General features: G+C 48.1%; 21 protein-coding genes and 1 pseudogene. 10 read left to right on the top strand and 12 right to left on the bottom strand.

Annotated elements, in window-relative coordinates; translation table 11 throughout:
* Positions 1-29 precede the first annotated feature (29 nt).
* Positions 30-1,265 (top strand): response regulator, encoded by a 1,236-nt coding sequence (locus JWG88_RS03245; RefSeq protein WP_205232251.1) that lies wholly within the window; start codon positions 30-32, stop codon positions 1,263-1,265.
* Between the two features lie 323 nt (positions 1,266-1,588).
* The gene (locus JWG88_RS03240; protein WP_205232250.1) at positions 1,589-1,939 is read left to right on the top strand and encodes a hypothetical protein; all 351 of its coding nucleotides are present in this window, start codon (positions 1,589-1,591) and stop codon (positions 1,937-1,939) included.
* Between the two features lie 248 nt (positions 1,940-2,187).
* Here the strand turns inward: JWG88_RS03240 and eno are convergent, their stop codons facing one another.
* Together eno and JWG88_RS22055 are read right to left on the bottom strand one after the other, a co-directional pair.
* Positions 2,188-3,462, bottom strand: a complete 1,275-nt coding sequence (gene eno / locus JWG88_RS03235; RefSeq protein WP_205232249.1) for a phosphopyruvate hydratase — start codon at positions 3,460-3,462, stop codon at positions 2,188-2,190.
* 434 nt (positions 3,463-3,896) lie between these two features.
* Positions 3,897-4,172: pseudogene (locus JWG88_RS22055) on the bottom strand (desulfoferrodoxin family protein).
* A 155-nt stretch (positions 4,173-4,327) separates the two neighbouring features.
* Between JWG88_RS22055 and JWG88_RS03225 the strand changes: the two are divergent.
* The 3 genes from JWG88_RS03225 to JWG88_RS03215 all read left to right on the top strand — a co-directional run bounded on the left by JWG88_RS03225 (position 4,328) and on the right by JWG88_RS03215 (position 6,130).
* Positions 4,328-4,567: a cytochrome c oxidase subunit II gene (locus JWG88_RS03225; RefSeq protein WP_205232248.1), complete on the top strand. Its 240-nt coding sequence runs from the start codon at positions 4,328-4,330 to the stop codon at positions 4,565-4,567.
* 46 nt (positions 4,568-4,613) lie between these two features.
* Entirely contained in the window at positions 4,614-5,495 is an 882-nt protein-coding gene (locus JWG88_RS03220; protein WP_205232247.1) for a UbiA family prenyltransferase, read from the top strand.
* A gap of 128 nt (positions 5,496-5,623) precedes the next feature.
* Entirely contained in the window at positions 5,624-6,130 is a 507-nt protein-coding gene (locus JWG88_RS03215; protein WP_205232246.1) for a ferritin, read from the top strand.
* A 144-nt stretch (positions 6,131-6,274) separates the two neighbouring features.
* Here JWG88_RS03215 and JWG88_RS03210 read toward each other — a convergent pair whose 3' ends face one another.
* The 6 genes from JWG88_RS03210 to mnmA all read right to left on the bottom strand — a co-directional run bounded on the left by JWG88_RS03210 (position 6,275) and on the right by mnmA (position 13,728).
* A complete protein-coding gene (locus tag JWG88_RS03210) occupies positions 6,275-6,862 on the bottom strand; it encodes a peroxiredoxin (RefSeq protein WP_371927032.1) in 588 nt (195 codons plus the stop codon).
* 344 nt (positions 6,863-7,206) lie between these two features.
* A complete protein-coding gene (locus tag JWG88_RS03205) occupies positions 7,207-8,625 on the bottom strand; it encodes an NAD(P)/FAD-dependent oxidoreductase (RefSeq protein WP_205232244.1) in 1,419 nt (472 codons plus the stop codon).
* 218 nt (positions 8,626-8,843) lie between these two features.
* Positions 8,844-9,908 carry a recombinase RecA gene (recA, locus tag JWG88_RS03200; protein WP_205232243.1) on the bottom strand — a complete coding sequence of 355 codons (1,065 nt, stop codon included), beginning with the start codon at positions 9,906-9,908 and terminating at the stop codon, positions 8,844-8,846.
* 181 nt (positions 9,909-10,089) lie between these two features.
* Positions 10,090-11,331, bottom strand: coding sequence for a CinA family nicotinamide mononucleotide deamidase-related protein (locus tag JWG88_RS03195; RefSeq protein ID WP_205232242.1), 1,242 nt, complete (start codon positions 11,329-11,331; stop codon positions 10,090-10,092).
* Positions 11,321-12,646 (bottom strand): tRNA (N(6)-L-threonylcarbamoyladenosine(37)-C(2))-methylthiotransferase MtaB, encoded by a 1,326-nt coding sequence (gene mtaB / locus JWG88_RS03190; RefSeq protein WP_205232241.1) that lies wholly within the window; start codon positions 12,644-12,646, stop codon positions 11,321-11,323. Before mtaB ends, JWG88_RS03195 begins: the two co-directional genes overlap by 11 nt.
* A gap of 23 nt (positions 12,647-12,669) precedes the next feature.
* Entirely contained in the window at positions 12,670-13,728 is a 1,059-nt protein-coding gene (mnmA, locus tag JWG88_RS03185; RefSeq protein ID WP_205232433.1) for a tRNA 2-thiouridine(34) synthase MnmA, read from the bottom strand.
* Positions 13,729-13,769: 41 nt separating this feature from the next.
* Here mnmA and JWG88_RS03180 point away from each other — a divergent pair, with 41 nt between their 5' ends.
* A complete protein-coding gene (locus JWG88_RS03180; protein ID WP_205232240.1) occupies positions 13,770-15,068 on the top strand; it encodes a peptidase U32 family protein in 1,299 nt (432 codons plus the stop codon).
* 197 nt (positions 15,069-15,265) lie between these two features.
* Here JWG88_RS03180 and JWG88_RS03175 read toward each other — a convergent pair whose 3' ends face one another.
* Positions 15,266-16,069 (bottom strand): LbetaH domain-containing protein, encoded by an 804-nt coding sequence (locus JWG88_RS03175; protein WP_205232239.1) that lies wholly within the window; start codon positions 16,067-16,069, stop codon positions 15,266-15,268.
* 422 nt (positions 16,070-16,491) lie between these two features.
* On the opposite strand from JWG88_RS03175, the gene lon reads away from it, so the two are divergent.
* The 4 genes from lon to hflX all read left to right on the top strand — a co-directional run bounded on the left by lon (position 16,492) and on the right by hflX (position 23,677).
* On the top strand, positions 16,492-18,903 hold the full coding sequence (lon, locus tag JWG88_RS03170) for an endopeptidase La (RefSeq protein ID WP_205232432.1): 2,412 nt from the start codon (positions 16,492-16,494) through the stop codon (positions 18,901-18,903).
* A gap of 26 nt (positions 18,904-18,929) precedes the next feature.
* Positions 18,930-19,949, top strand: a complete 1,020-nt coding sequence (gene mltG, locus JWG88_RS03165; RefSeq protein ID WP_205232238.1) for an endolytic transglycosylase MltG — start codon at positions 18,930-18,932, stop codon at positions 19,947-19,949.
* A gap of 267 nt (positions 19,950-20,216) precedes the next feature.
* Positions 20,217-21,869, top strand: coding sequence for an NAD+ synthase (locus JWG88_RS03160; protein ID WP_205232237.1), 1,653 nt, complete (start codon positions 20,217-20,219; stop codon positions 21,867-21,869).
* Positions 21,870-22,153: 284 nt separating this feature from the next.
* A complete protein-coding gene (gene hflX, locus JWG88_RS03155; RefSeq protein WP_240194232.1) occupies positions 22,154-23,677 on the top strand; it encodes a GTPase HflX in 1,524 nt (507 codons plus the stop codon).
* Positions 23,678-23,683: 6 nt separating this feature from the next.
* Here the strand turns inward: hflX and JWG88_RS03150 are convergent, their stop codons facing one another.
* The 3 genes from JWG88_RS03150 to pyrE form a co-directional block, all read right to left on the bottom strand.
* Positions 23,684-24,154: a zinc ribbon domain-containing protein gene (locus JWG88_RS03150; protein ID WP_205232236.1), complete on the bottom strand. Its 471-nt coding sequence runs from the start codon at positions 24,152-24,154 to the stop codon at positions 23,684-23,686.
* Positions 24,155-24,578: 424 nt separating this feature from the next.
* On the bottom strand, positions 24,579-24,749 hold the full coding sequence (locus JWG88_RS03145; protein WP_205232235.1) for a dual CXXC motif small (seleno)protein: 171 nt from the start codon (positions 24,747-24,749) through the stop codon (positions 24,579-24,581).
* Positions 24,746-25,306, bottom strand: a complete 561-nt coding sequence (gene pyrE / locus JWG88_RS03140) for an orotate phosphoribosyltransferase (protein WP_205232234.1) — start codon at positions 25,304-25,306, stop codon at positions 24,746-24,748. The genes JWG88_RS03145 and pyrE overlap by 4 nt, the downstream gene beginning before the upstream one ends.
* Positions 25,307-25,326 lie beyond the last annotated feature (20 nt).

Below are 25,326 nucleotides of genomic sequence, written 5' to 3'. Positions count from 1 at the left end.
AATCAACTGCAATAGCAGCGGAGTGAGGGATGTTAAGAAAGGTTCTTTTTGTTGATGATGATCAGATTATGCTGCTGGCCGTGGAAAAACGATTTGCCGCATATTCCGAGTATTTCTCTATGCTCATGGCAAATGATGGCTTCGAGGCTGTACAGAAGCTCAAAGAAACATCTATTTCCCTGATTGTTCTGGATTTAAAAATGCCGAGAATGGACGGCATGAGCCTGCTCTCCCATACCCGGGAAAAATATCCTGACATTCCTGTAATAATAGTTTCAGGCTATAGAACGGCAGAGATGTACAAACTCGCCAAGGCAAAAGGTGTCATTGCCTATATCAGCAAACCCTTCCAGGTTGATGACCTGGGGAAGATCATAATGAGTACCCTGCAGAAAGAAGCGAATGGCGGTATTATGCATAACGTCTCACCGACCGTTTTTTTGCAGCTTATGGAGATGGAGGCGAAGACCTGCACAATTCGCATCCTGGATAAAAAAACTGAAAAAGGCGGTATTCTGTATTTTAGTGAAGGAAACCTGCTGGATGCAAGGGTCGGCGACATTCTCGGCCTCGAAGCTGCCTACAGAGTATTCACCTGGGAAGAAGTCACATTATTTATTCAGAATGAATGTGCAGCCCGCAATAATACCATCAATAGTGAACTGCAGCCTATCATAATGAAGGCAGTGGGCATGAAAGATGAAGAAGAGGAACAAGAAGATCTGCTGACCTCAAGTGATCAAGGCGAAAGTTTTAAGTCTATAGCAGAGCAACCATCCTCTACAAGTGAAACCATTGCTTCGGAGTCAGAACAACCAGTCAGCTTCGCCGATGAGCTTGGCAGTCTGGATCTCCCTGAAGAGTTTTTCGATTCTGAAGAACTTGGGGAATCCATACCAGCGCCTTCCGGGCAGACCGAAATCAGTTCTCCTTCGGTTCCGATATTTCGTGCAGGGGCCAAACCTTCTGTTTCCGAAAAACCGAATAATTCTCGACTGCGAGAAATCAGAGAAACGCTTTACCGGGAAGTTGGAGATAAAACCGGTTTGAAAGATATTTATCATGACGAGAGCATGGGAAATATTGTTGAGTTTTTAACTGAGCTTGGCTCAATGTTCAATTTCGGCAGACTCAGGGTAGGCTATATTGATAGCGGCGGTGAATTTAACAAAATTGTCCTTCCGGGAAAGCCTACCACAGTTCTCCAGTTAAGCCGGAAATGTCCCCAGGACAAAATAATCAATGTTTTGGTGCAGTATCAATAAATATTTCTGAAATACTGTGAATTAAGACATGATGCTGGAATGAAAGTTGTTGGTAATGCTTGCTGAGGATACGCGGAATCTGATCATGAGGTAAGAAATTCAGGGTCAGGTTGGCAATGATGGCCGGTGGTAATTTTCAGGTCTTCATCAGCTTGCAGTCTTAATAGCTCCGGTTTCACTACAAGGATAATTTCTGCCTGTCCTTTTCTGGTATCAGTGAAATTCTTTTCTTGTTTTTTAAGGGAGAATTTCTTAAAGGTACTTATCCGGCTTTACCGGATTTTAGACCAGGCAGGTTTGGAAAGTCAGCCGACTCGAGGGAAATGGACAAATTATTTGAAGATATTCTTAACATGGATGGTGTCCATGGACTTGTATTGTTGTCCGAAGCAGGCAAGGTGCTATTCGAATCTTTGGATAATAAGCGTTTCCTGCCGGAAAAAAGCACCCTTAGCTGGAAGATGATCATCGATTCTCTGGAAGAGTTTAATGAGATGGATCTTGTGTTTGCCGAGGGACGCTTTTATATGATAAAAACAGGGAGTGGATTTCTTCTTATCAGCATGAGCCTGAATGTCTCGACTGCCATGGTAAAACTTAATTGTGATATTCTTATTCCGGAGTTGAAAAAAGCCCTGACCGGAAGAGGGTTCAAAAGGTTTTTTAAGTTTTAGCAAAAGCGTTGGGCTTCCTTTGGTCAGCACCCGCCTTCTTTCCCTGCTCAATTGGTGCTTTACACCTGCCTTCAATTATTCTACAAGTTTTAAAACGCATTATCGCATTTTAACCCGAAAAGAATTGACATAGAGGGCTCTGCTGATGTTGTTGTGCCAACGCCCCGGGTGCGTAGAGAATGGATCAGGGCGTTGTTTCTTATACTGTTTGCCTTCGACGCCCTGATCATTAAAAAAGGTAGGCGATCTTAGTTGGGCAGGATTTCCTCGAATTTGGTTCCTGCATACACCGCTCTGACTCCCAATTCTTCTTCTATCCGCAGTAATTCGTTATATTTTGCAATCCTGTCTGAACGTGAAAGCGATCCCGTCTTGATCTGCCCGCAATTCGTAGCCACAGCAAGATGTGCTATGGTTGTATCTTCAGTTTCTCCGGAACGGTGGGAAATAACCGAACTATAGCCGTTCTTTGAGGCGAGGTCGACGGCGGAAAGAGTTTCACTGAGGGTACCTATTTGATTGACCTTGATTAGAATTGAGTTGGCAATGGACTTTTCTATACCTTGGCTCAATCTAGCAACATTGGTGACGAAAAGGTCATCTCCAACCAGCTGTATCTTATCGCCGAGTTCTGATGTCAATTGTTGCCAGCCATCCCAGTCATTTTCGTCGAGACCGTCTTCGATGGAAACAATGGGGTAGTTTTTCACCAGCCGTCCATAATACTCAATGAGGAAACTGGTATCGACTTCAGCATTCTCAAATGTATAAAGTCCATTCTCTTTGTTATAGAATGAACTTGCGGCCACATCAAGGGCTATGGAAATTTTCCCATCGTAGCCGGCTTTGGCAATAGACTTCATAATATATTTGAGGGCCTCTTCATTACTGTCAAGATTAGGTGCAAAGCCGCCCTCGTCGCCAACCGAAGTGCTCATGCCATTCTCTTTGAGCAGACCCTTGAGTGTATGGAAAATCTCACACGCTGCCTGGAGTGCTCGTGAAAATGAGGAAAAAGCATGAGGCATGATCATGAATTCCTGAATATCGACATTGTTGTCGGCATGCTCACCGCCATTGACGATATTCATCATTGGAACAGGGAGCAGGTTGGCGGCATTGCCGCCGAGATAAGAAAAAAACGATTGGCCTTTGTCGTTCGCGGCGGCTCTGGCGACTGCCAGTGAAATTCCCAGGATCGCATTAGCGCCGTATTTGTTTTTATTCGGCGTCCCATCCAGCTCGAGCATGATTTTATCGATATCCTTGTAATCACAGCTCTTGCCGATCAATTCCGGTTTAAGCTTGTCGTTCACATTGGCAACGGCCTTTCTGACCCCTTTACCCAGATATCGATCCCCTCCATCCCGCAGTTCCAGTGCCTCGTGTTCCCCTGTTGAGGCACCTGAAGGAACGATTGCCCTTGCCATAGCTCCGGATGAAAGGGTAACCTCAACCTCGACTGTTGGATTGCCTCTTGAGTCGATTACTTCACGCGCGTGAATGTCTTTAATCTTTGCCATATCTATCTCCATTTGATATTTGAAAGTATACAAGGTGGGAGTCGTTGCTCCCCGAAAAGATAAAAAACTGTTTCTGAAATGATTATACAGCTACTCTCAGGATTTCACACAACATTTTCTGGAAATAATTCTTGCCGGAACCTCAAATCCGCCGATCTGTTTTTTGGCCTATAAGGTGGGAAGCCGGTAATTCTTTTTTTGACCAAGCGTATCTGCAGTCCTGGATCAAGTCAGGAGTGACGACAACGGTGATTTGATATCTTTATAGTTTACAAAAGAGATATACTTATTACAAATGAAGGTCGTAGAAAGTGTCTGTAGCGGGGGCTCTTCCGTTCAGAAGATGCAGTGAATAGGAATGAGCTGAAGAGGAACGTGCTGATTTACTCCAAGCAGTGCCGAAAGCGCTGCTTGGGCCAGTTTGGGAAAGTCTACTACTGCTCTTTCCATACGCCGTGCAGGTTGCAATAGACTCTGGCTGTTATTAATCACCCTTAAGTTCAGAAAAATATGCTTTCGGTTGATCACTAGGCCTGAGAAAGAGAATCAATGTTGCAGAAATGATTTCAATCCATTCAATATAAGTGATCAGGCGTCATCGGATGATCTACGGAACCGACCGTGACGACTATGCCTTCTTCCGACCGGGTAACGACAGGGACATGCTTTTCTAAAGCCGCATCAACGGTGTTCTCTCTCAGGACTTTCATTTCCTCGCCGCAGCATACCGGGGCGCCATCCGCGCCGATGATTAATTTTTTATTACATGTGAACTTAATAGGTCATATTTTTACTGAAAAGTTCCTTAAAACATGATGGAACTGGAAACAAGTTCCAATATCATCAGGAGACGTGTGCAGAAAACATGACTTCCTTAAATGGAGAAAATATTGCCTTCTGGGGTTGTCTTGGAATATCGGTACTCCTTTTGGCAGGAATAACAGCGACAATGATTGTCCTTGCAATTTCCAGAAGATGCGGCAAGGATTACGAATCTGAAGATATCGGCTGCAACCTGATTCTTGAAGTCATCTGGTTGGCTGTCCCTGCGATTATTATTGCAATAATGATGGCAACACTGATTTTTTATATGGTGGACCCGTGAAAAGCTCGATCTATGTCTTTGTAGTGCCTGAAGACGGAGGTGAATAATGGCAGTGCTTAGTCGTGAGGGAGTTTTCCGGAAAGTCATACTGAGTGTTGAAATCTCTAAGGTCGTGCTTTGCCTGTTGGTCGCTTTCTCTTCGCTGTTCGGGTATATATTTGCATCTCAGGCAATCTCCCTTGAGGCATTGTCCGTTTTCTTTGCAGTGTTTCTCTTGGCATGCGGCGGTGCATCTCTGAACTCCTATCAGGAGCGTCATCATGATCGTCTGATGGCAAGAACGGAAAAACGCCCGCTTGTTCAGAGCCAGCTGTCCAATGGGCATGCTCTTTTGCAGTCATTTTTGCTCATTACCACAGGACTCATAAGTATTCTCCTGTTTTTCAACGTCAAGGTTTTCAGTGCAGCCCTGGCCGGTATTCTTATCTATAATGGAATATATACCAGAATGAAATCCTGGTCTCTTTATGCTATTATTCCAGGTGCGGTCTGCGGGGCTATTCCTCCATATATCGGCTGGCTGGCAGCAGGGGGAGTAGGTTTTTCCTTCCATGCGGCTTTGCCGATCCTTCTTCTGTTTTTCTGGCAGGTGCCTCATGTTTTCCTGATTGTCCTCAACCATAAATCTGACTACAGCGGTGGTATTTCACCCAATATTCTGAAGATGTTGTCGGAGGAAGCCTTAAGACGTATATCTTTGCCGTGGATAACGGCACTTGCAACAATAATGCTTACATTTACGATATTACCGTCTTCATTCAACGATGGCGCAAGAACTCTGATAGTTGTCAATGCTGTGCTGCTGCTGGGAATTTTTTATTATCCCATGCTCTGCGCAAAAAGCCCCAACTACAGATTATTGTTCATCTACCTGAACTTTTCTCTTCTTTTTACGATGATGATTATCTGTCTTGGCAGCATAGTATAAATAAACCGAAAAAGTCCCATTGGGAAAATAAATTAACTTTCGGCAAAGAGCTTAAAACCAGCAGTAGTCTGAACTGTGCAGATGTAGTGCTGCTGAATAGCTACTTAAACTTAAAGGAGCGCAACTATATGTTAAGTGAAAAAATGGATGTTGAATTGAATCGCCAGATCAATGCAGAAATGTTTTCTTCCTATCTCTATCTTTCCATGAGCGGGTGGTTGGAATCGAAAGGTCTTACTGGGTTTGCCATCTGGATGCGGGCACAGGCAAAAGAGGAAACCTTTCATGCCGAAAAAATTTACACCTACGTCCATGAACGAGGTGGAAGGGTAATTCTTGAGGCAATTGACAAACCTGAATCCGAATGGGACTCTCCTCTTCATATTTTCAGGGAAGCCTTGAAGCATGAGGAGATGATATCAGGAATGATAAATGATCTTGTAGACTTAGCCATCAAAGAGAAAGATCATGCCTCTAACAATTTCCTGCAATGGTTTATTGCCGAACAGGTGGAAGAGGAAGCCAATGTAGGTAACGTCGTTGACAGGCTTGCCTTGATAGGAGATGATTCCGCAGGTCTTTTTGCCCTGGATATGGAAATGGCGAAAAGAACATTCACAGAAGAAGAAGCATAATAGAAATAATCTTATCTGCCATCTCAGGTCAACAGAAAGAGCAATGGGACCATTATTCAGCTCACAGCCGTGAGCCGTTACCTCCATTTGCTCTTTCTTTTGTCTTTACCACCTGCAATGATTGGAAATGCTTTGCCGAAGCAATCAGGAATGTTTGGTCAGATATTCGGCGATTCCTTCTGCTGAAGGTGTGATAGCCTCTTCACCTTTCTGCCAGTTAGCCGGGCACACCTCACCATGTTGTTCGGTGAACTGAAGTGCATGCAACAGCCGCAGAGCTTCATTGACACTCCTTCCCAGCGGCAAATCGTTAATGACCTGATGGCGGATAATGCCCTCGCGATCAATGAGGAAAAGTCCTCTCAGAGCTACTCCTTCCTTAAGAAGAACGCCGTAGTTGAGTGAGATCGATTTGTCGAGGTCGGCTACCAATGGATATTGTATATTGCCGATACCTCCGTCCTTGACAGCGGTTTTTTTCCAGGCGAGATGAGAATAATGTGAGTCAACGGATATGCCTATCAATTGACAATTATGTTTTTCAAATTCCTCAAACGCTGTATTGAATGCCAGAATTTCAGAAGGGCAGACAAAGGTAAAATCGAGCGGATAGAAGAAGAGAATGACATACTTACCACGAAAATCCTTAAGTGAAAAATCTTCCTTAAAGCTATTATCAGCAAGTACTGCAGTAGCTGTGAATCCTGGTGCTTCCTTGGTTACCATCATCATGACCTCGAGTTCTTGTAGGTTGATATGGAATATTCTTGGTATCGCTTTAGCAATAATAATCATTGCCAAAATTCGATTATAATACCGCTAAGCAGCCTGTCAACGCTGCTGATCTTTTTTTGACCCAGCGGCATGGATAATTCAAGGTTCTGGCGGGTTCACAAGGAATTGGCTGCGGCCTTATCCCGCCGACATTTTGTTAAGAATTTAAACGAATCAGGATAACAGGAACATAGAAACATCAAAAGAGCAGTGTTTTTGGTAGGCTCCTAACGATACGGGTAGTAGGGTCAAAGGCCTGCCAAAAACCTGCAGGGAGAGATAAACTCTGCGATAAGCGTCCATCAACTTTCACTTACCTCAACTTGAGAATACAGGCGGATAATCTCTTTAGCCGGAATCAGAGCAGTTGCTGTCGCTGAGACGATATTACCCGCAACACCCGGTCCGTCCCCGGCGACATAGAGACCTTTGATTTTTGTCTCCAGCCTGTTGTCGGTTTCGACTTGAGTGGCAAAGAATTTGATTTCCGGGGCATAGAGTAAAGTTTCATCGTTAGAAACCCCGGGGACAATATGGTTTAATTGAGTGAGGCCATCCATCAGGTTGGTAAGAATACGTTCCGGCAGTGCCATGGCGATATCACCGCAGGTTACATTTTTCAAGGTCGGTTCGATGTAGCTGTTCTTGACTCGCCCCCAGGTTGAGCGGCGTCCTCGCTTCAAATCACCGTAACGCTGCAGAATCGGTTTTCCGCCGCCGATAATGGAGGCAAGTTTGCCTATTGATTCACCGTAGGCCTGATTATCCTCAACGGGATCGGTCAGGACGACTTTGGAGAGAAAGGCAAAATTCGTGTTAGCCGATTTTTTATCGCCGAAGGCATGGCCATTGACGCAGACAAAATCCTGATAGTTCTCCAAGGCGACAAACCCTCCAGGATTCGTGCAGAAGGTCCTGGTCTGGTCGTCATATCGATTGGTACGAATGAAAAAGGTGGGATCGTAAATTACGGAACAGAGATCCTGCATAATCTCATTATGTACTTCCACGCGTACGCCGACCTCAATTCCCCGTTGAGAAAGGCTAAGACCAAATTTACGTGCGATACTGCCGATCCATTCGGCGCCAACTCTGCCGGGAGCGAGGATGACGTTATCGGCGGAATAGGTGCTCTTACGGGTTACCACACCCTTTACTCTCTGGTTCTCTTCAAGTATGTCGATAACTTCCTCTGAGTGATGAAAGGTAATGCCGCTACGCTCGACATAATCAGCCATCTTGGCGATATGACCCGGCAGATTGTCACTGCCGAGATGCTTTTGCTTTATCAGCAGGAGTTCAATGCCGTGTTTGCGTGCAGCCTTCCGTATATCCTCGGCTTTACCCATATCTGTTGGGAAAACGGGGCCATCCATGCCGAAACGATTATAAATTGCCTCCGTCTCATCGATCAGCGCTTTTGCCTCGGAAAGTGGCATGAACTGGAGGAGGTTGGTTTTGCCGAGTTTATGGATAAAGTTGAGTTTGCCGTCGGAAAAAAGACCGGCCCCGCCGACGCCGCAGAGTATATTGCAGGGACGGCATTTAATGCAGCCTTTATCACCGATAGGGCAGATCCTCTCTAAAGGAGCCTTGCCTTTTTCCAGAAGAAGGACTTTGAGGTTGGAGTGTTCACCGAGATAGTAGGCGGCGAAGAGTCCTGCAGGGCCTCCGCCGACAATAATCACGTCGTAATGTTCATGTTCGTGAAGAGTACGCATTATTTTGCACTGAATTCGCTGAGTGATATTATGTATATGGATGATGGCGTCGCGAAACCCGGACTTCGAGAAATCCAGATCACAGGCTTTAAGGTTTTGGCCGGCCATCGACCTGTATAGTCGAAGACCTGTCAAAAAACACTGCGCCTTGTCTTTATCCGGCCATCCGAAACTTTCGTGGCAACCGGCAACTTTGCTAGTCCTTCAACATCAAGAATTTACTTCTCTTTCTCTTTCTCTTTCTCTTTCTTGGCGGCTACCGGTTCCTTCTTGTATGGTTCTTCCTGGGGGAGCCCATAGGCCGCGCGCACCTTGGCTTCTATCTCAGCAATCATTTCAGGCTGATCGGCAAGGAACCGCTTGGCGTTTTCACGGCCCTGTCCGATTCTTTCACCGTTATAGGAATACCAGGCGCCGCTCTTGTCAACGATGTCATTTTCGGAGGCGAGATCCAGCGTATCGCCGATCTTTGAAATACCTTCGCCATAGATAATATCGAATTCGGCGAGCTTGAATGGAGGGGCAACCTTATTCTTGACGACTTTAACTTTGGTCCTGTTGCCGACTATCTCCTGGCCATCTTTTATCTGTCCGATTTTTCGGATATCGAGGCGCAGGGAAGAGTAAAATTTCAAGGCGTTTCCGCCGGTGGTCGTTTCGGGATTGCCGAACATTACCCCGATTTTCATCCTGATCTGGTTGATAAAGATAAGAACGGTGTGGCTGCGGTTGAGAACGCCCGTAAATTTACGCATGGCCTGCGACATCAGCCTCGCCTGCAGACCGACGTGGGAATCCCCGACATTGCCGTCTATTTCGGCTTTGGGAACCAGGGCGGCCACGGAATCAATGACAATTATATCAACTCCTCCGGAACGAATCAGGATTTCGGCAATTTCCAGAGCCTGTTCGCCAAAATCGGGTTGGGAAACCAGGAGGTTGTCCACATCAACACCAAGACGTTCGGCATAATTGGTGTCGAGTGCGTGCTCGGCATCGATAAATGCAGCCGTGCCACCTCTTTTTTGAGCCTCGGCAACGGCATGGAGAGCCAGTGTTGTTTTACCGGAAGATTCCGGTCCGTAAATCTCCGTTATCCTTCCTTTGGGAAGTCCGCCGACACCAAGAGCGATATCCATGCTCAGGGCGCCGGTGGGGATGACGGGGATATTCTCGAGTTCGTAGGTTCCCAAACGCATGATTGAGCCTTTGCCGAACTGACGGTGGATCTGGTTTATCGCGTTTTCAACGCTGCCTGCTTTATCGCCGCTTGATGCTGCCATTGTCTACTCCTGAAATGAGGATGGATGAAAATTGAATAGTGATTGAACTTTTCTGCTGTTGAGAAAGAATCCCGTGAAAGTGTTTATCCCTAGGGGAACGGAAGACACCGGCTCTCTTTGGGGGCGGAAGTCGGAGATCGAACTTATTAGCCAGCTACCTGGAGTTTCGTCAACGAGTCCATCAAAGCTGATTCAATAAATATCGACGTACCTGGTCCAGACCCATCACTGCGGTAATTTCCTGTATCTGTTCACGGCTTCCCTCAAACTGAAAACGAGAGGCGGAGCAATATGAGGACCCCGCCATGCCTATATAGACGGTCCCTACCGGTTTTTCCTCAGAACCGCCTTCCGGGCCCGCTATGCCGGTGATCGAGAGAGAAAGGTCCGCTCCGGTTATTTTTCGTACCGAAGCCGCCATGGTTTCGGCTACCTCCCTGCTTACAGCACCATGCTGATTCAGCATTTTCTTGGGCACATGAAGAAATTTAGTTTTCATGCTGTTGGCGTAAGTGGTAATGCCGCCCAGATAATATGAGGAACTACCGGGTACTTTGGTAATTTTATGAGAGAGCAGTCCTCCGGTACATGATTCGGCGACGGCCAATTTAAGCTTCTTTTTCTTGAGCAATTTGCCGACAACTGCCTCCATGGTCTCCTGGTTCTTGCCATAAACTACGGAGCCCAGTAAATCGCAGATGGAATCGGCGGCATGTGAGAGAACGGCGGTGCATTCACTGCACTCGGTGTTTCGAATGGTCAGTGAAATGTGCAGTTCCGGAAAAACCGGGTAATAGCCGATGCTGACGGTTTTGTCGAGCTTGAGCGAAGCTATTTTCCCATTGACCTCAACCTCATTCATATTGAAGACCCGCAGCATTTTCTGACGCATCCCTTTCCGGGGGTCGGCATACCAGGTGGTCAGCCTGGGAAGGACCTGTTCCAGCAGCAGTTGTTCCATCTGGCTTGGTATGCCGGGAAGAAAAAAGATGGGTTTGCCGTCATGGACCAGCTGGTAGCCGGCCATCCGTGCCTTTGGGTTCAATGCTTCGGCACCTTTTGGCAGCCACGCCAGTTTTTCCAGAGGGCTGAGCGGGTTTCCCGAGATACCGTCGAGATGCGAGCGAATCTGATATAAGATTTCCAGATTCGGCATAGTCGGTATATTCAGGGCGATGGATACGGCCTCGTTGGTGAGGTCATCGTCGGTAATACCAAGTCCACCGGTTACAATAACAAAATCGACTCTGTCAAGGGCACGTTTCAGGGCTTCTCCGATCAGAACAGGGGTATCGCCAATGGTATGCATGGCGTAGATTTCATATCCGGCATCGAAGAGATGGCGTGCGGCAAAACCACTGGTGGTGTTTAAAATACGACCAGAGGTCAACTCATCGCCTATGGCAATAATTTCACCTTTCATAGGTATCCGGAATGATTGTACCGTGTAGAGCGGTGTGTTCTGCTGTTTCCAGTTTTACCTGGAGAAGACTGTTCTTCAAGATGTCTTCGCCCTCAAATACTACCGGAATATAGTTATCGGTGAAACCCTTGAGCCGTCCCGTGTTATCCCTGGAGTTCTCCACGAGCAGTGGACGGCTGCTGCCGAGGAAGCGGCGGTAATAGCTATTTTTCTTGTCATCGCTCAGTCGACGTAGTTTTGCTACACGTGCGTCTTTGATATCCTTGGCAATCTGATTACTGAAATCAGCTGCCGGGGTACCTGGGCGTCTGGAATAGGGAAAGACATGAAGATAGGTGAAATCGAGCTCCTTGAGAAACGAGTAGGTCTGGGAGAAGAGATCTTCCGTTTCTCCCGGAAAGCCCGCCAGTATATCTATACCAATGGCTATGTCCTCTATTTTGCTCCGGCAGGCATCAAGAATTTCTGCAAAGCGGCCGGTAGTATACCGCCTGTTCATGCGCAAGAGTATATCATCGGCCCCGCTCTGTAAAGGAATATGTAAGTGCGGCATAAAATTGTTGTTTTGTGCCATAACTTCAAGGAGTTTACCCGATATTTCCAGGGGCTCGATTGAACTGAGGCGGTAGCGTATGGAAGGTGTCATCCGGCAGAGTTTTTCCATAATTGTGCTGATATCTTCATTACCGTCAAGATCTGCGCCATAATAGCCCACATGGATTCCGGTGATGACGATCTCTTTATAGCCTTCCTCTGCAAATATTTTGGCTTGTTGGAGAACATCGGCCACGGCCAGACTTCGGCTTCTGCCCCTGGTGAAGGGCACGATGCAGTAGGTACAGAAGGCATTGCAGCCGTCCTGGATGCGCAGATAGGCACGGGTACGGTTGCTGAAATGCCGAATCGGCAGGTGGGATATTTCCTTTACCGAGTCGATGGGGGTGTGCAGGAGAGTGAGTTCGGAGTTGTCCTGCAGGGCCGTCTCGACGAGCAGATGTTTATCGCTGTTGCCGATAATGGCAACGGCCCTGTTTTGCAGCTCATCCATGGCGGCGAGTTCCTCGGCTGCCATCTGTGAATAACATCCTGTTATCACGATCTTCGCATGAGGATTGTTCCGCAGCGCCTTGCGGACAGCCTGGCGCGATTGCACTCCGGCCTTGGCGGTGACCGAGCAGGTATTGATGACAACAACATCCGTCTCCATATCTGAGGAGACAATGTCATGACCCAGGGATTCAAATCCTGAATGGAAGGAGGCTGATTCAAATTGATTGACTTTACAGCCGAAAGTATGTATCCGAATTCTTTTCATTTGTTGAGAATATGCTGAATTAATCAGGTGATTTCACCTGACCCCACTACTTCGTCATTGCTGTAGATTACGGCAAACTGGCCGGGAGTCAGAGCCCGCTGCGCCTGGGAAAAATGGAGTTGAAGTCGTCCATTTGCCAATTCAGTCAGCGATGCATCGCATCCGGGGTGTGTATAGCGAATCTTGACCTGATATTTTTTTTCCAGCGATGGAGCGTTGCCCGCTATCCAGTGAAGGTTGTGGAGGGTTATGTCTTTTTGGAGCAGGTCTTCGCTTTTGCCGACCACCACTGTATTCGAGGCGGCATCGATCCTGGTGACGTAGAAAGGGCGGGAATCGGAGATACCGAGTCCTCTGCGCTGGCCCACTGTATAGCAGGAGATTCCCTGGTGTCTTCCTAAAATAGTACCAGCTTCATCCTGAATGTAACCAGGCTGCACTGCCGCCGATTTTTGTTGCAGGAAGTCGGCGACACTGGTGTGTTCCAGGAAGCAGACATCCTGGCTTTCCCTGCCGCGAAAGCTGTGAAAGCCGTGTCCCTCGACAAAGTCATAAATGTCATCCTTGGTCTTCTCTCCCAAGGGAAAAAGAATCCTGGAAAGCTGCACCTGGTTGAGGCGCGAGAGAAAGTAGGACTGATCTTTGCGCTTATCCACGCCCTTATACAGATGAAATACTCCATCTGTCTCCATTATTCTGGCATAATGGCCCGTCGCCATCATATCCATGCCCGTTCCCAGTACCGTCTCCAGAAAGAGTCCGAATTTGATCCCTTCATTGCAGATAACACAGGGATTCGGAGTTAAACCTCTGAGATAACTTGAGCAGAAGTAGTCAAGGACTCTTTTTTCAAATGGCTCTGAGAGGTTTATTATATGCAGCGGGACAGCTATTCGCTCGGCAACTTCAGTAACACGTTCGATTTGTTTTTCGATGTCGGGTTGTGCCAATTGCATAAAGAAGCCGGTCACATTATAGTGGTCCTTCAGCAAGAGGGCGGTAGAGGTCGAATCAACACCTCCACTCAAAGCAACTCCAACCTTTTTTCTATTCACATAACTCCTTGCTGTACTGTTATTGATTAACGATTGTCACAAACTCAAAGTTTATATTCTACTCAAGTATGACGAAAAATAAAAGGCACAATGGGACCGGCCCGTATATCCCGGAATTGCTGGCACCTGCCGGGAATCTGGAAAAACTGATAACGGCAATCCATTATGGTGCCGATGCCGTGTATCTCGGCGGAAAAGAATTAAGCCTTCGCGCCAAAGCAGGTAACTTTTCATCCGAAGATATGGTCAAGGGAATCGAATTCGCCCATGACCGCGACAGAAAAGTCTATGTAACCGTTAACGTCCTGGCTCACAATAGCGATCTTGAAGGGCTTGATGACTATCTCCGTTCTCTCCGGCAATATCAAGTGGATGGAATTATCATTGCTGATCCGGGCATCCTCGGCATTGCCCGCAACTGTGTTCCGGAACTCCCCATTCATCTATCAACCCAGGCCAATGTCACTAATCATGCCGCTGCCCAGTTCTGGCTGAATCAGGGTGCGGACAGACTGAATCTGGCCAGGGAGCTTTCTCTGAACGAAATAAAGGAGATACGGCAAAAGGTGCATGGCGAGCTCGAGGTCTTCGTCCATGGCGCCCTCTGTATTTCTTATTCCGGCAGATGTATGCTCTCCAGTTATCTGACTTCGCGAGATGCCAATCAAGGCAAGTGCTCCCATCCCTGCAGATTCAGTTACAGCCTCAGCGAGGAAAAAAGACCGGGTCAATACTTTCCCGTGGAGGAGGATGAGCGGGGCACCTATATATTCAATTCCAAGGATCTCTGCCTGCTTCTGCGACTGCCCGAGCTTGTTGCCGCAGGAGTTGATTCTTTAAAGATTGAAGGTCGGATGAAATCTATTTTTTATGTGGGCGGTGTTGTCCGTATTTACCGCGCCGCTCTTGATTATCTGGCCGCTCTGCCGGATTCTGCCTGGCAGAATCTCGCTGAAATTAAGCTGCCCGATATATTTGCTGAAGAGATCCGCAAAACAGGAACACGGGGAATAAGTGAAAATTTCTTCAAACATAAACCGAACATGGAGGATATGCTCTATGAAACTTCACGGGCGGAACAGCTCGTCGAGCCGGTGGCCGTGGTCCGCAAGGCGGGGGAGAAGACCCTGGTGGAAATCAGGAATCGTGTGGAAACCGGTGAGCATCTCGAATATATGGGGAGGGGCATGGCGCTGCAGGCCGTGACCATCCAGGCCATGGAGACAGAAGGAAGAGAATCCATTGCTGCCGCCAACCCGGGCAATAGTGTTTATCTTACTACTGTGCCACCATTATCGGAGTGTGAAGTGCATGGCATCTTGCGCAGAAAAAAACCGGAGCAGGGCAGGGGGAACGGTCCGCTTTAAAAAGCTCTGACAACCCGAATCCCCAGTCGGGGCTGCTCTTTTCTCGGGTCTCTGCAGCCCGGACGGCTGCAGCGAAGCCACCATGGATGGGGTTTATGGCGTCCAGATGAAAAGAGCAGTCCCGGCCTGAACCGGAAAATGCTGAGTTGCAGGGGGAATCAAGTTGAAAATTGATGAGGTCATCAACATTCAGTGCGTTAAGCGCGAATCATGCTCCCCGGGGGATGAAAACCTGAGCGAGCCGTGACGTTGGGCATGATGAAGGACTCTCTTCCCAGCAGAGTTCCGGGATTGGTTACCGAATTGCAGCCTGTCTGGGAGTTGTCACCGAGCACGGCCCCAAACTTCTTTCTGCCGGTGTCGACAAACTCTCCATTGTGATCCAGGAAGATGTTGCCCTTTAAAAACCTGAGATTGGCAAGTTTGGTGCCGGCTCCCAGGTTGGTATTGTTGCCTAGTATGGAATCCCCAATATAATTGAAGTGACCGGCCTTGGCATCGTTGAGAAAAATGGCATGCTTGACTTCGGTGGCGTGGCCTAAAACACATCCGTTTCCGGAAATGATATGGCCACGGAGATAAGCACCCTGTCTTACTTCGTTGCAGTCGCCGATGATGATCGGTGATTTGAGCATGGCTCCGGGTTCAATAAGTACGCCTTTGCCGATCTCGATCTTGTCGCCGCAGAAACACGAGCCTGCCATAAGTACGGAAGCTCCGTCAAGCAGTTCCTCCTTGAGGTACACCTTCAGTTCTCCGGCGGTGGTATTGCCGAAAACCAGAGAAGCCTCCTCGCCGTCAATGATATCGCCGTTGTGGAGAATGAGGGTGCGGTCCAGCGGTATATTGTTTTTGAAAACCGGGGAGAAGAGGGGTTGAAAGGAATAGTCGAGCAGGTATTCCTTGAGGTTATTGAGCCCTTCCCATACAGGCTTATCCCCGGCTATAAGCTGTGGATGTGGATATTCAGTTAGATCGAAAAAGGATTTGTTGCTGAGCATGGCGGATCTCCCGAGGATGGTGTCATTCTTCACACAGTATGAATTTGCATTAAATATGGAGGAAAAGCAGCAAGAGATCAAGAAAAAAGAATATTTTCGGTAATCGGCCGGACTATGTCATCTTGACGAACATCGTTTCAGTGTTTAGGTTAAGCCAACTTTTTGATTAATGTTATAAGAATGAATAATATTAAGATAATCTCGTAAAAAGTTGCCGCGAAGGACTCAAAGGGCATTATATTAAATGAGCCAATCGAACTTGGCGCAGACATGAATTGGATTATCAAAAACGAATTATATTTATCGGGAACGGAAACCCCTGGTCCTGATAAGAAAAGTGAAAAACTGAATGGCAGGCAGCCTGAAGATAGAATACCTTTTTGGAGGTTTTAGTGGAATTTAATGATTCTTTAAGCATAGGAATGGACGATTTCTCCAGTAACGAGGATGTGCAGATTCCTGAAGTTCTCCCCATGATGGCGGTACGCGATGTTGTCATCTTCAACTATATGATAATACCGTTATTCGTTGGTCGTCCCGGTTCCGTGGAAGCTGTCAACGAGGCCCTCGGTGCGAATAAACTCCTGATGCTGGTTACTCAGAAGGATGCCACCAAAGACGATCCTGAAATCGAGGACATCTACGACGTCGGTATGGTCTGCATGGTCATGAGAACCCTTAAACTGCCTGACGGCAGGCTCAAGGTTCTGGTGCAGGCCATGTCCAAGGCCCGTATTACCGAGTTTGTGCGGACGGAACCCTCCTATCAGGTAAAAATCGAAGAAATTGAGGAACCTGAAGCGGGTCCTGTCACCATCGAAATCGAGGCGCTTATGCGGACCGTCAGGGAACAGACGGAAAAGATAATGTCTTTAAGGGGCATTCTCTCCGCCGATTTGATGATGATCATCAACAATATCGAGGACCCGGGTCGTCTGGCCGATCTGGTGGGTTCCAATCTGCGCCTGAAAGTGGTTGAGTCGCAGTCCATTCTCGAGGAAATTGATCCGATCAAAAGGCTCAAGCTGGTCAGTGAACTTCTCGGTAAAGAACTGGAAGTCTCTACCGTTCAGGCCAAGATCCAAAACAGTGCCAAGGAGGAGATGAGCAAATCCCAGCGGGAATATTTCCTCCGCGAACAGCTCCACGCCCTGCAGAAAGAACTCGGCGACACCGATGAAAGGCTGCAGGAGATCGAAGAACTGGAACGCAAGTTGAAAAAGACCAAGATGCCCAAGTCGGTCAGGAAGGAGGCGAAGAAGCAGATCTCCAGGATGGAAATGATGCATCCCGATTCGTCCGAAGCCACCATTATCCGCACATACATCGACTGGATTCTTGATGTTCCCTGGAAGAAATCATCCAAGGACGTCCTTGACCTCAAAGCCGCCAAGGAGATTCTCGATGAAGATCATTATGGCCTGGAGCGCGTCAAAGAGAGGATTCTCGAATATCTGGCCGTGAGAAAACTGAACAAATCCACCAAGGGGCCGATCCTCTGTTTTGTCGGACCTCCTGGTGTAGGTAAGACCTCTCTGGGGCAGTCAATCGCCAGGGCGATGGGAAGAAAATTTCATCGAATTTCATTGGGCGGCATGCGCGATGAGGCTGAAATCCGCGGGCATCGACGCACGTATATAGGCGCAATGCCCGGTAGAATCATCCAGGGATTGAAAACCACAAACACCAACAATCCTATTTTCATGATGGATGAGATTGATAAGATCGGCTCCGATTACCGGGGCGATCCCTCCTCGGCGCTGCTCGAGGTGCTTGATCCGGAGCAGAATTTTGAGTTTTCCGATCATTATCTCAACCTGCCCTTTGATTTGTCCAAGGTGATGTTTATTACCACGGCCAATATGAGCGATACCATTCCCGGACCGCTCTATGACCGCATGGAGGTGATCCGGCTCTCCGGCTATACGCTTGAGGAAAAGCTTGTCATTGCCAATCGCTACCTGCTGCCGCGGCAGATCACCGAAAACGGAATCAAGCCGAAGCATATCCTCATTGATGATGAGACACTCAAGCATATGATTTCCCATTACACCTATGAGGCCGGCCTGCGGAATCTGGAGAGGGAGATAGGGAAGGTCTGCAGAAAGATTGCCCGGAAGATCGCCGAAGGCGGTAAAGGTCCATACCGGATTTCGGTTCGCACCATAGATAAATACCTGGGACCTCCGAAAACGATCCCCGAAACCGATCTGGATTCACTGGATCAACCGGGCCTGGCCACGGGGTTGGCCTGGACAGAGGTGGGCGGAGAAATTCTCCAGATCGAGGCCAACATAATGCCCGGCAAGGGCAAGCTGATCCTTACCGGCCAGCTTGGCGATGTTATGAAGGAATCCGCGCAGGCTGCCTTGACCTATTGCCGTAGCCGGTTCAAGGAGCTCAAGGTCGAACCTGCCTATTTCGATACTATAGACATCCATATTCATGTACCGGCAGGCGCTATACCCAAGGATGGACCATCCGCCGGTATTACCCTGGCAACCGCACTCTATTCTGCGATTCTCGGCAAGAAAGTTAACAAAAAACTGGCCATGACCGGAGAGATTACCCTGAGAGGCAGGGTGTTGCCCATCGGCGGTCTCAAGGAGAAAGCTCTTGCCGCGCTTCGCGCCGATCTTCATAAGGTGATTATTCCGGAACAGAATAAGAAAGATCTGGCGGAAATACCGGAGGTGATCAGGAAGAAGATGCAGTTTTTCCCAGTCAAGAGCATGGATGAGATCGTCAAGCTGGTATTCCCCCAACCTGTGAAAAAAACACCGGTTAAAACACCCCGGAAGACGCCGGCTAAAGCACAGCCACAAACCAGTTAAATCCGTACTGTGGCTTACGTGCAGATATGGTAAAAAGTTTTATATATCGACAACTTAGCAAGATCGCCCTGGCGGCGGTCTTGCTGATGGTTGTCCTGAGCGTGATTTTCATCACCTGGCTTGCACGATACAGCAACACTCCCGGACCGCCTGGAGCGCAGGAGGTGGTCGTCATCATCCCGAAGGGATCCTCCTTTGATCAAATCTCACAGATATTGGCTGAATCAGGCCTAATCACCGCAGATGTTCGTTTCCGGATTCTCGCCAGATGGAAAAAACTGGCCGGTAAAATACATGCAGGCGAGTTCGTTTTGCCGACCGGCAGATTGCCTATGGAGCTTCTGGAAGAGCTCACCAGAGCTAAGGCAAGGCAACATCCCGTCACCATCCCCGAAGGCCTGCGGGCCAGGGAAATAGCCGCGATTTTTGAGGAAGGAAACTGGAGTACCCGGGAGAAAATCCTCGAACTCGTTCATGATGCCGATTTTATTTCCTCTTTAGGATTGGAACAATCAAGTCTGGAAGGATATCTCTACCCCGATACTTATTATCTGACGCGCTACCCCGCCTTCGACGCCGAAAAGATCGTGAGAATGATGGTCAACAGATTCTTCCAGGTCTGGGAGGAACTGGGGGCCGACGAGGCCGGACGCCATGAAGTTGTGATTCTCGCCTCTATTGTCGAAAAAGAGACGGGCAGTTCCGGAGAAAGGGCAAAGATAGCCTCGGTATTCAAAAACAGACTGAGCGAAGGGATGAGGCTGCAGTCCGATCCAACCGTTATCTACGGCATCGAAAATTTTTCCGGCGATATAACCAAAAAAGATCTGAGAAGCCCGACTCCTTACAATACCTATGTAATCTCCGGTCTGCCGGCTGGACCAATCTGCAGTCCGGGAAAAGCTGCACTGCAAGCGGTATTGCATCCTGCGCAAGAGAACTATTTTTATTTCGTCTCTAAAAATGACGGCACTCACTTTTTTTCCAAGACCCTTAAAGAGCATAATCGAGCTGTCTTTGAATATCAGAGAAAAAAGAAAAAATAGCCATACAGCCTCATTCTCTCGTGATGCATATATTTCTTTAGTATCTGGCGCCGTGTTTTCCTTTTTTTTGCAAGAATACAAACACTCCTATAAAGTTCTCGTCAATTCCAGCAGAGTGAGAGCATGCTCGCGGGTTTCCGAGAGTGATGGAAGCTCCCGAAAACTGATTGATTTCTGAATGGTGATAGGCTAAAGAGCAGGAAGAAAACAAATTTATCAATCCATGGCCTTCATGATCAAGGCAAGTAAAATAAGGTGGATTCGGCTGTGAAAATAGCACTTGTTCAGATTAACCCAATCATTGGTGATTTCAGGTATAACTGCGATAAGATACTCAGCTGGGCCAAAAGGGCCGAGCAGGAGGGCTGCGGTCTGGCAATCTTCCCTGAAATGGCCGTTTCCGGCTATCCACCGCAGGATCTTCTGGAGCGTTCGGCGTTCATAGCTCAACAGCGGGAAGCGATTAAATTTTTACAGGCACAGCTCCCTGATATCGATGTTCTTTTCGGATGTTTTGAAGAACGGAATGGTGACAGAGGGAAAAAACTCTACAATTCAGCTGTGGTTGTGCGCCACAACGAGATTGTTTTCAGAGCTCATAAGCAGCTTTTGCCAACCTACGATGTCTTCGATGAGACCCGGTATTTCGAACCGGGAGGTATCCCGGCACCATATGTCATAGATGGTCTTCATTTCGGAGTTACCGTGTGTGAGGATATCTGGCACGGCGTTATTGCAGATTATCAGCGCGATCCGGTAGCTCTGCTGCAACAGTCGGCAGCGTCACAGAATATCGTGCTGGACGGCATCATTAACATATCGGCATCACCCTTTCAGAAAAATAAGGAGGCTCAGAAAAAGGCGATGTTTACCGAGCTTTGCCGACGACAGAATATTCCGTTGATCTATGTAAACCAGGTGGGAGGGCAGGATTCCCTGCTTTTTGACGGCAGGAGTCTGGTCATGAAGAGTAACGGTGAAATTACCACCAGAGCTGTCGGATTTAAGGAAGACATGGTGGTGGTGGATAGCGGCGACTGGCATGGGGAAATGCACGACGACAAGATCGGCGATGAAGTCGGCGCCGTATATCAAAGCCTGGTCATGGGTGTACGCGATTATGTGCGCAAAAGCGGTTTTGCCGCCGTGGTCATCGGGGTCTCGGGCGGGATCGATTCGGCCCTCACCGCGGCAATTGCCGTGGATGCTCTGGGGCCGGAGAACGTGCTGACTGTGGCCCTTCCTTCCGAATACAGCGCACCCGAGTCAAAGGAAGACGCAATGCATTTAGCCGGAGCCCTCGGCTGCCGCTTCGAGGTTCTCCCGATCAGTGGATTATTCACCTCCTATCGGAAATCTCTCTCGCCGCTGTTTACAGGATTAGAGGAAGATTTGACGGAACAGAATATCCAGGCAAGAATCCGCGGCAATCTCCTGATGGCGCTGTCAAATAAATTCGGTTCGCTGCTGTTGGCAACAGGTAACAAAAGTGAAATGTCGGTGGGCTACTGCACGCTTTATGGTGACATGAGCGGCGGCCTGGCGGTTATTGCCGACGTTCCCAAGCATCTTGTCTATGAACTCTCGCGCTATGTCAACCGGGAGCAGGAGATAATTCCAGAGCGCACCATTACCAGGCCTCCGACGGCCGAACTTAAACCGGATCAGCGCGATCAGGACGACCTGCCTCCTTATGAGATTCTCGATCAGGTTCTGGAGCTTCATCTAGAGAAAGGGCTTGATGCCATGCAGATTGTTGCCGAGGGTTTTGAAAAACAGCTGGTCCGCGATATTTTACGCCGGGTTCGAATCAACGAATACAAAAGGAAACAGGCGCCTCTTGGTCTGAAGGTAACCAGCAAGGCCTTCGGATATGGCAGGAGATATCCTAATGTGCAAAATTTTCAGGAAGAAAATTAATTCAAAATCATTGAAGTTAATGAGATGGACTCTGGACAAGGCTCGTTATACTAGGCGTAGTATCTGAAACAACGATTTGACAGTACATGTGGTACGGCAATCGCCGTTTAAGATCTACAACGACCTAGATCGAGTTTTTTACGAGTCCATCTAAGGAGAAAACCATAAGTATACTCAGCGGAAACACCGAAGGATTAAAGAAAAACCAGCTCAAGCTCCTCAACCGGCTCGCCGGAAAACGCATTCCCCGAGGAGAGATAATCAGCCCGGAGGTCGCCCGCACCTTGTGCAGGCTCTCATTTGAGCTGAATCGCCAGATTGGCCTGCTTATTCATCGATCAGGTAAAATCGAGACACTGATAGTAGGCACACATTCCGGAATACTCATCCCTCCCATAGGTCATATCACCTCAGGCGGCAGACTGCGCGGACTCCGTCTCGTTCATACTCATCTTGCAGGTGAGAAAATCACAGAAGAAGACCTGATGGATCTTCTTTTCCTGCGCCTGGATTTGCTGGCCGTTCTTCATGTCGACAGGGAGGGCTTGCCGGGGAACCTGCACAGCGTGCACCTGCTTCCCGGCAGGCAGGAAGAAAGCAACTGGGCCTTTCTGGAACCTGTTCATCCTGCCAGGCAGAAGGAATCTTTTGAAGATTTGATCACTTCGATAGAGAATGAATTTTCGCGGATCAGCAGTGCTGAAGAAGTAAAAGAGGGGGAGGATCGCGCCATTCTCATCAGTGTCAGCACCGAGACCAAAATGACGGCTGAGGAAGAAATGGCCGAACTGGTCGAACTGGCGAGATCTGATAATATCCGGGTACTGGAAACGGTCCTGCAGCGGCGCAGAAAAATTAATCCACGTTTGATCCTGGGTAAAGGAAAACTTGCTGAAATCATGATCAGGGCACTGCAGCTCGATGCCAACCTGTTGATTTTCAATCAGGAGCTGAACCCTTCGCAGATTCGCTCGATCACCGATTTCACCGATCTGCGGGTAATCGACAGAACTCAGCTGATTCTTGATATCTTCGCAAATCGGGCCATGAGCCGGGAAGGAAAGCTGCAGATAGAGATGGCCCAGCTCAAATACATGCTGCCCAGGCTTTCCTCGCGGGACGATGCCCTATCCCGCCTCACTGGTGGGATAGGAGCGAGAGGACCCGGCGAAACCAAGCTTGAGATAGATAGAAGAAGAATTAACGATCGGTTGGCGCGTCTGGCTAAAGAGCTGAAGGGCGTGGGCAGAGAGAGGTATAGAAGACGTTCGCAGCGGCGCAAGAACGATCTTCCGGTACTCTCGCTGGTGGGGTATACCAACGCCGGTAAATCGACTCTGCTCAATACCCTGACAGGCAGCGATATCGTTGCCGAGAACAAACTGTTTGCAACCCTGGATCCCACCAGCAGGCGGCTGCGTTTTCCTGAGGATTTAGAGGTAATCATAACCGATACGGTTGGCTTCATCAGTCATCTTCCGGAAGAATTGCTTCAGGCTTTTAAGGCGACCCTGGAAGAGCTGGAGGAAGCCGATCTGCTGGTCCACGTCATAGATGTTTCAAATCCTTCCTATCGCGACCATATAAAGGTGGTCGAATCACTTCTTCGAGACCTGGGACTCGATGATATTCCCTGTCTGAAGGTATTTAATAAAATCGATCGTGTAGACAATCCGGAACATTTAGTCAAAGATCTGGAAAAGGAAGGCGTCATCATAAGTGCCCTCGATCGCTCCTCTCTGAAACCGTTTCTTGAAGAAGCCCAGCGCATCATGGGTAAATCCATGGGTTGGGATACTGATCTGTAAACTTTCTCACGAGCGCAGATAAAAACCAAGATCCTTGTCAAAGCCCCCGGAAAGATCGAATTCGCCACCCACGGAATTGTCGCTGACATTTCGAATGAGCACTAATTTTTCAATTCTGGTTCTCTTCTTGTTGTCCAGCTGAAAGACGACTTGTGCCTTCTGACCCGGCTTCGGGGCATGTGAGCCGTATAACGAGAATCCAATGGTGAAGCCGATGCCGTTTTGGGAAATATTGTGGATATTGAGTTTTCCTTTGCCAACGGCAGGCGGTTGCATCACATAAGTGCCCTCGAGATTGGTCTCTTTCCTGAAGTGCTTACGGAAGTCCAGCATGACTGCAAAACCATGGTTGCAGCTGCAGCGAACCTTTAAGGTATGTTTCTTATTGCGGTATTCATCTGCCTGGAGGTTTCTCGATTTATTACATTTGGGACAGGTGATGGTTGCCGTGTTTTCGGAAGTGACGAAAGATTTCATTACTGTAATCCCCCAATCCGGCGGAGCCGGATAAGTGCCCTGGTGGTATATTTAAGCTATTGGTAGGTATGTATTTCCGTATTTTTAAAATTTACGACAGACTCGCCAAGGTAAGCCTTTATTAAGAGAATGTCGCTGCCATTTAGGAGAGGACCTGTGTATTTATAACCTGTAACTTCGAAGATGGATATTCATCGAAGAATCAGGTTTATGATCCATATACGAAAACTTAGACAGCATTATTACATCTTTTTCCGGGTATTTTCAATGGTAAAAAATTGTCAGGAAGATGTTCGCGGAGGTTGATGGAGAAGAAGGGGTTTTGGCGGAGAAAAAACGACCCGGGAGGAATTCCCGAATCCAAGTCGCCTCTGAGGGTTCTCAGAGGCTGAGCTTGCCAGTCCGTATCGCTGAGATACGATTTTCAGTCATAGATGATAGCGGTGTACTTTTCCAGTATTTTTTCGGTCTCATAATCCATATCTGCAGCAACTTCATGGATGTGATATTCATGACGACAGCCGGTGCACTTCATCCGCACCTTTTTGCAGGCTCTGTGCACTTCAAGTTTTGCTGAGCATTTTCTACACTTCATGAGTCCTCACCCAGCAGTTCTTCTCTGGTATAGAGCGATTTCAAGGGGTAGCCCGCCTCTTCGAGCGCAGCCGTACCTCCTTCCTGTCTCTCAACGATGGTGATAACAAGACCTACGGTGAATCCGGCAGCTTCAACGCGCTCGATAACCTTGATAAGGGTGCCGCCGGTGGTGACTACGTCTTCGACCAGGGCGACACTGCAACCCTTCTCCATATTGCCGAGTCCTTCAATATAATTACCGGTGCCATGGCCTTTTGCTTCTTTTCTGACAATAAAGGCGGGAATTGGATTGTGATCGAGAAAACTGGCGATGGATACCGCTGTGACTATGGGATCGGCGCCGAGGGTCATGCCGCCCACGGCCCCTATACCTTTCCCTTCTTTTTTGATAAGATCAAAAATCAGCTTGCCGCACAAAAATGCACCTTCGGCTGAAAGGGTGGTTTGTTTACCATCTATATAGAAGTCGGAAGTCTTTCCCGAGGTAAGTTGAAAAGTACCTTTTCTGTATGATTTTTCGAGAAGGATTGCTTTCAATCGTTGTCGGTCGTTCATAAATAAGCTCTCTGAGGGTA

The sequence above is a fragment of the Desulfopila inferna genome (genome assembly GCF_016919005.1).
In the GTDB taxonomy this organism is placed as follows: domain Bacteria; phylum Desulfobacterota; class Desulfobulbia; order Desulfobulbales; family Desulfocapsaceae; genus Desulfopila_A; species Desulfopila_A inferna.
Note: the sequence above shows the minus strand (reverse complement) of the source record. Positions and strands in the feature narration are given on the sequence as shown.

Excerpts from the sequence above, each read along its gene's own strand:
- JWG88_RS03245 (WP_205232251.1), top strand. The coding sequence starts at position 30 with ATGTTAAGAAAGGTTCTTTTTGTTGATGATGATCAGATTATGCTGCTG.
- JWG88_RS03240 (WP_205232250.1), top strand. The coding sequence starts at position 1,589 with ATGGACAAATTATTTGAAGATATTCTTAACATGGATGGTGTCCATGGA.
- eno (WP_205232249.1), bottom strand. The coding sequence starts at position 3,462 with ATGGCAAAGATTAAAGACATTCACGCGCGTGAAGTAATCGACTCAAGA.
- JWG88_RS03225 (WP_205232248.1), top strand. The coding sequence starts at position 4,328 with ATGACTTCCTTAAATGGAGAAAATATTGCCTTCTGGGGTTGTCTTGGA.
- JWG88_RS03220 (WP_205232247.1), top strand. The coding sequence starts at position 4,614 with ATGGCAGTGCTTAGTCGTGAGGGAGTTTTCCGGAAAGTCATACTGAGT.
- JWG88_RS03215 (WP_205232246.1), top strand. The coding sequence starts at position 5,624 with ATGTTAAGTGAAAAAATGGATGTTGAATTGAATCGCCAGATCAATGCA.
- JWG88_RS03210 (WP_371927032.1), bottom strand. The coding sequence starts at position 6,862 with ATGATGATGGTAACCAAGGAAGCACCAGGATTCACAGCTACTGCAGTA.
- JWG88_RS03205 (WP_205232244.1), bottom strand. The coding sequence starts at position 8,625 with ATGCGTACTCTTCACGAACATGAACATTACGACGTGATTATTGTCGGC.
- recA (WP_205232243.1), bottom strand. The coding sequence starts at position 9,908 with ATGGCAGCATCAAGCGGCGATAAAGCAGGCAGCGTTGAAAACGCGATA.
- JWG88_RS03195 (WP_205232242.1), bottom strand. The coding sequence starts at position 11,331 with ATGAAAGGTGAAATTATTGCCATAGGCGATGAGTTGACCTCTGGTCGT.
- mtaB (WP_205232241.1), bottom strand. The coding sequence starts at position 12,646 with ATGAAAAGAATTCGGATACATACTTTCGGCTGTAAAGTCAATCAATTT.
- JWG88_RS03180 (WP_205232240.1), top strand. The coding sequence starts at position 13,770 with ATGACGAAAAATAAAAGGCACAATGGGACCGGCCCGTATATCCCGGAA.
- JWG88_RS03175 (WP_205232239.1), bottom strand. The coding sequence starts at position 16,069 with ATGCTCAGCAACAAATCCTTTTTCGATCTAACTGAATATCCACATCCA.
- lon (WP_205232432.1), top strand. The coding sequence starts at position 16,492 with ATGGACGATTTCTCCAGTAACGAGGATGTGCAGATTCCTGAAGTTCTC.
- mltG (WP_205232238.1), top strand. The coding sequence starts at position 18,930 with ATGGTAAAAAGTTTTATATATCGACAACTTAGCAAGATCGCCCTGGCG.
- JWG88_RS03150 (WP_205232236.1), bottom strand. The coding sequence starts at position 24,154 with ATGAAATCTTTCGTCACTTCCGAAAACACGGCAACCATCACCTGTCCC.
- JWG88_RS03145 (WP_205232235.1), bottom strand. The coding sequence starts at position 24,749 with ATGAAGTGTAGAAAATGCTCAGCAAAACTTGAAGTGCACAGAGCCTGC.
- pyrE (WP_205232234.1), bottom strand. The coding sequence starts at position 25,306 with ATGAACGACCGACAACGATTGAAAGCAATCCTTCTCGAAAAATCATAC.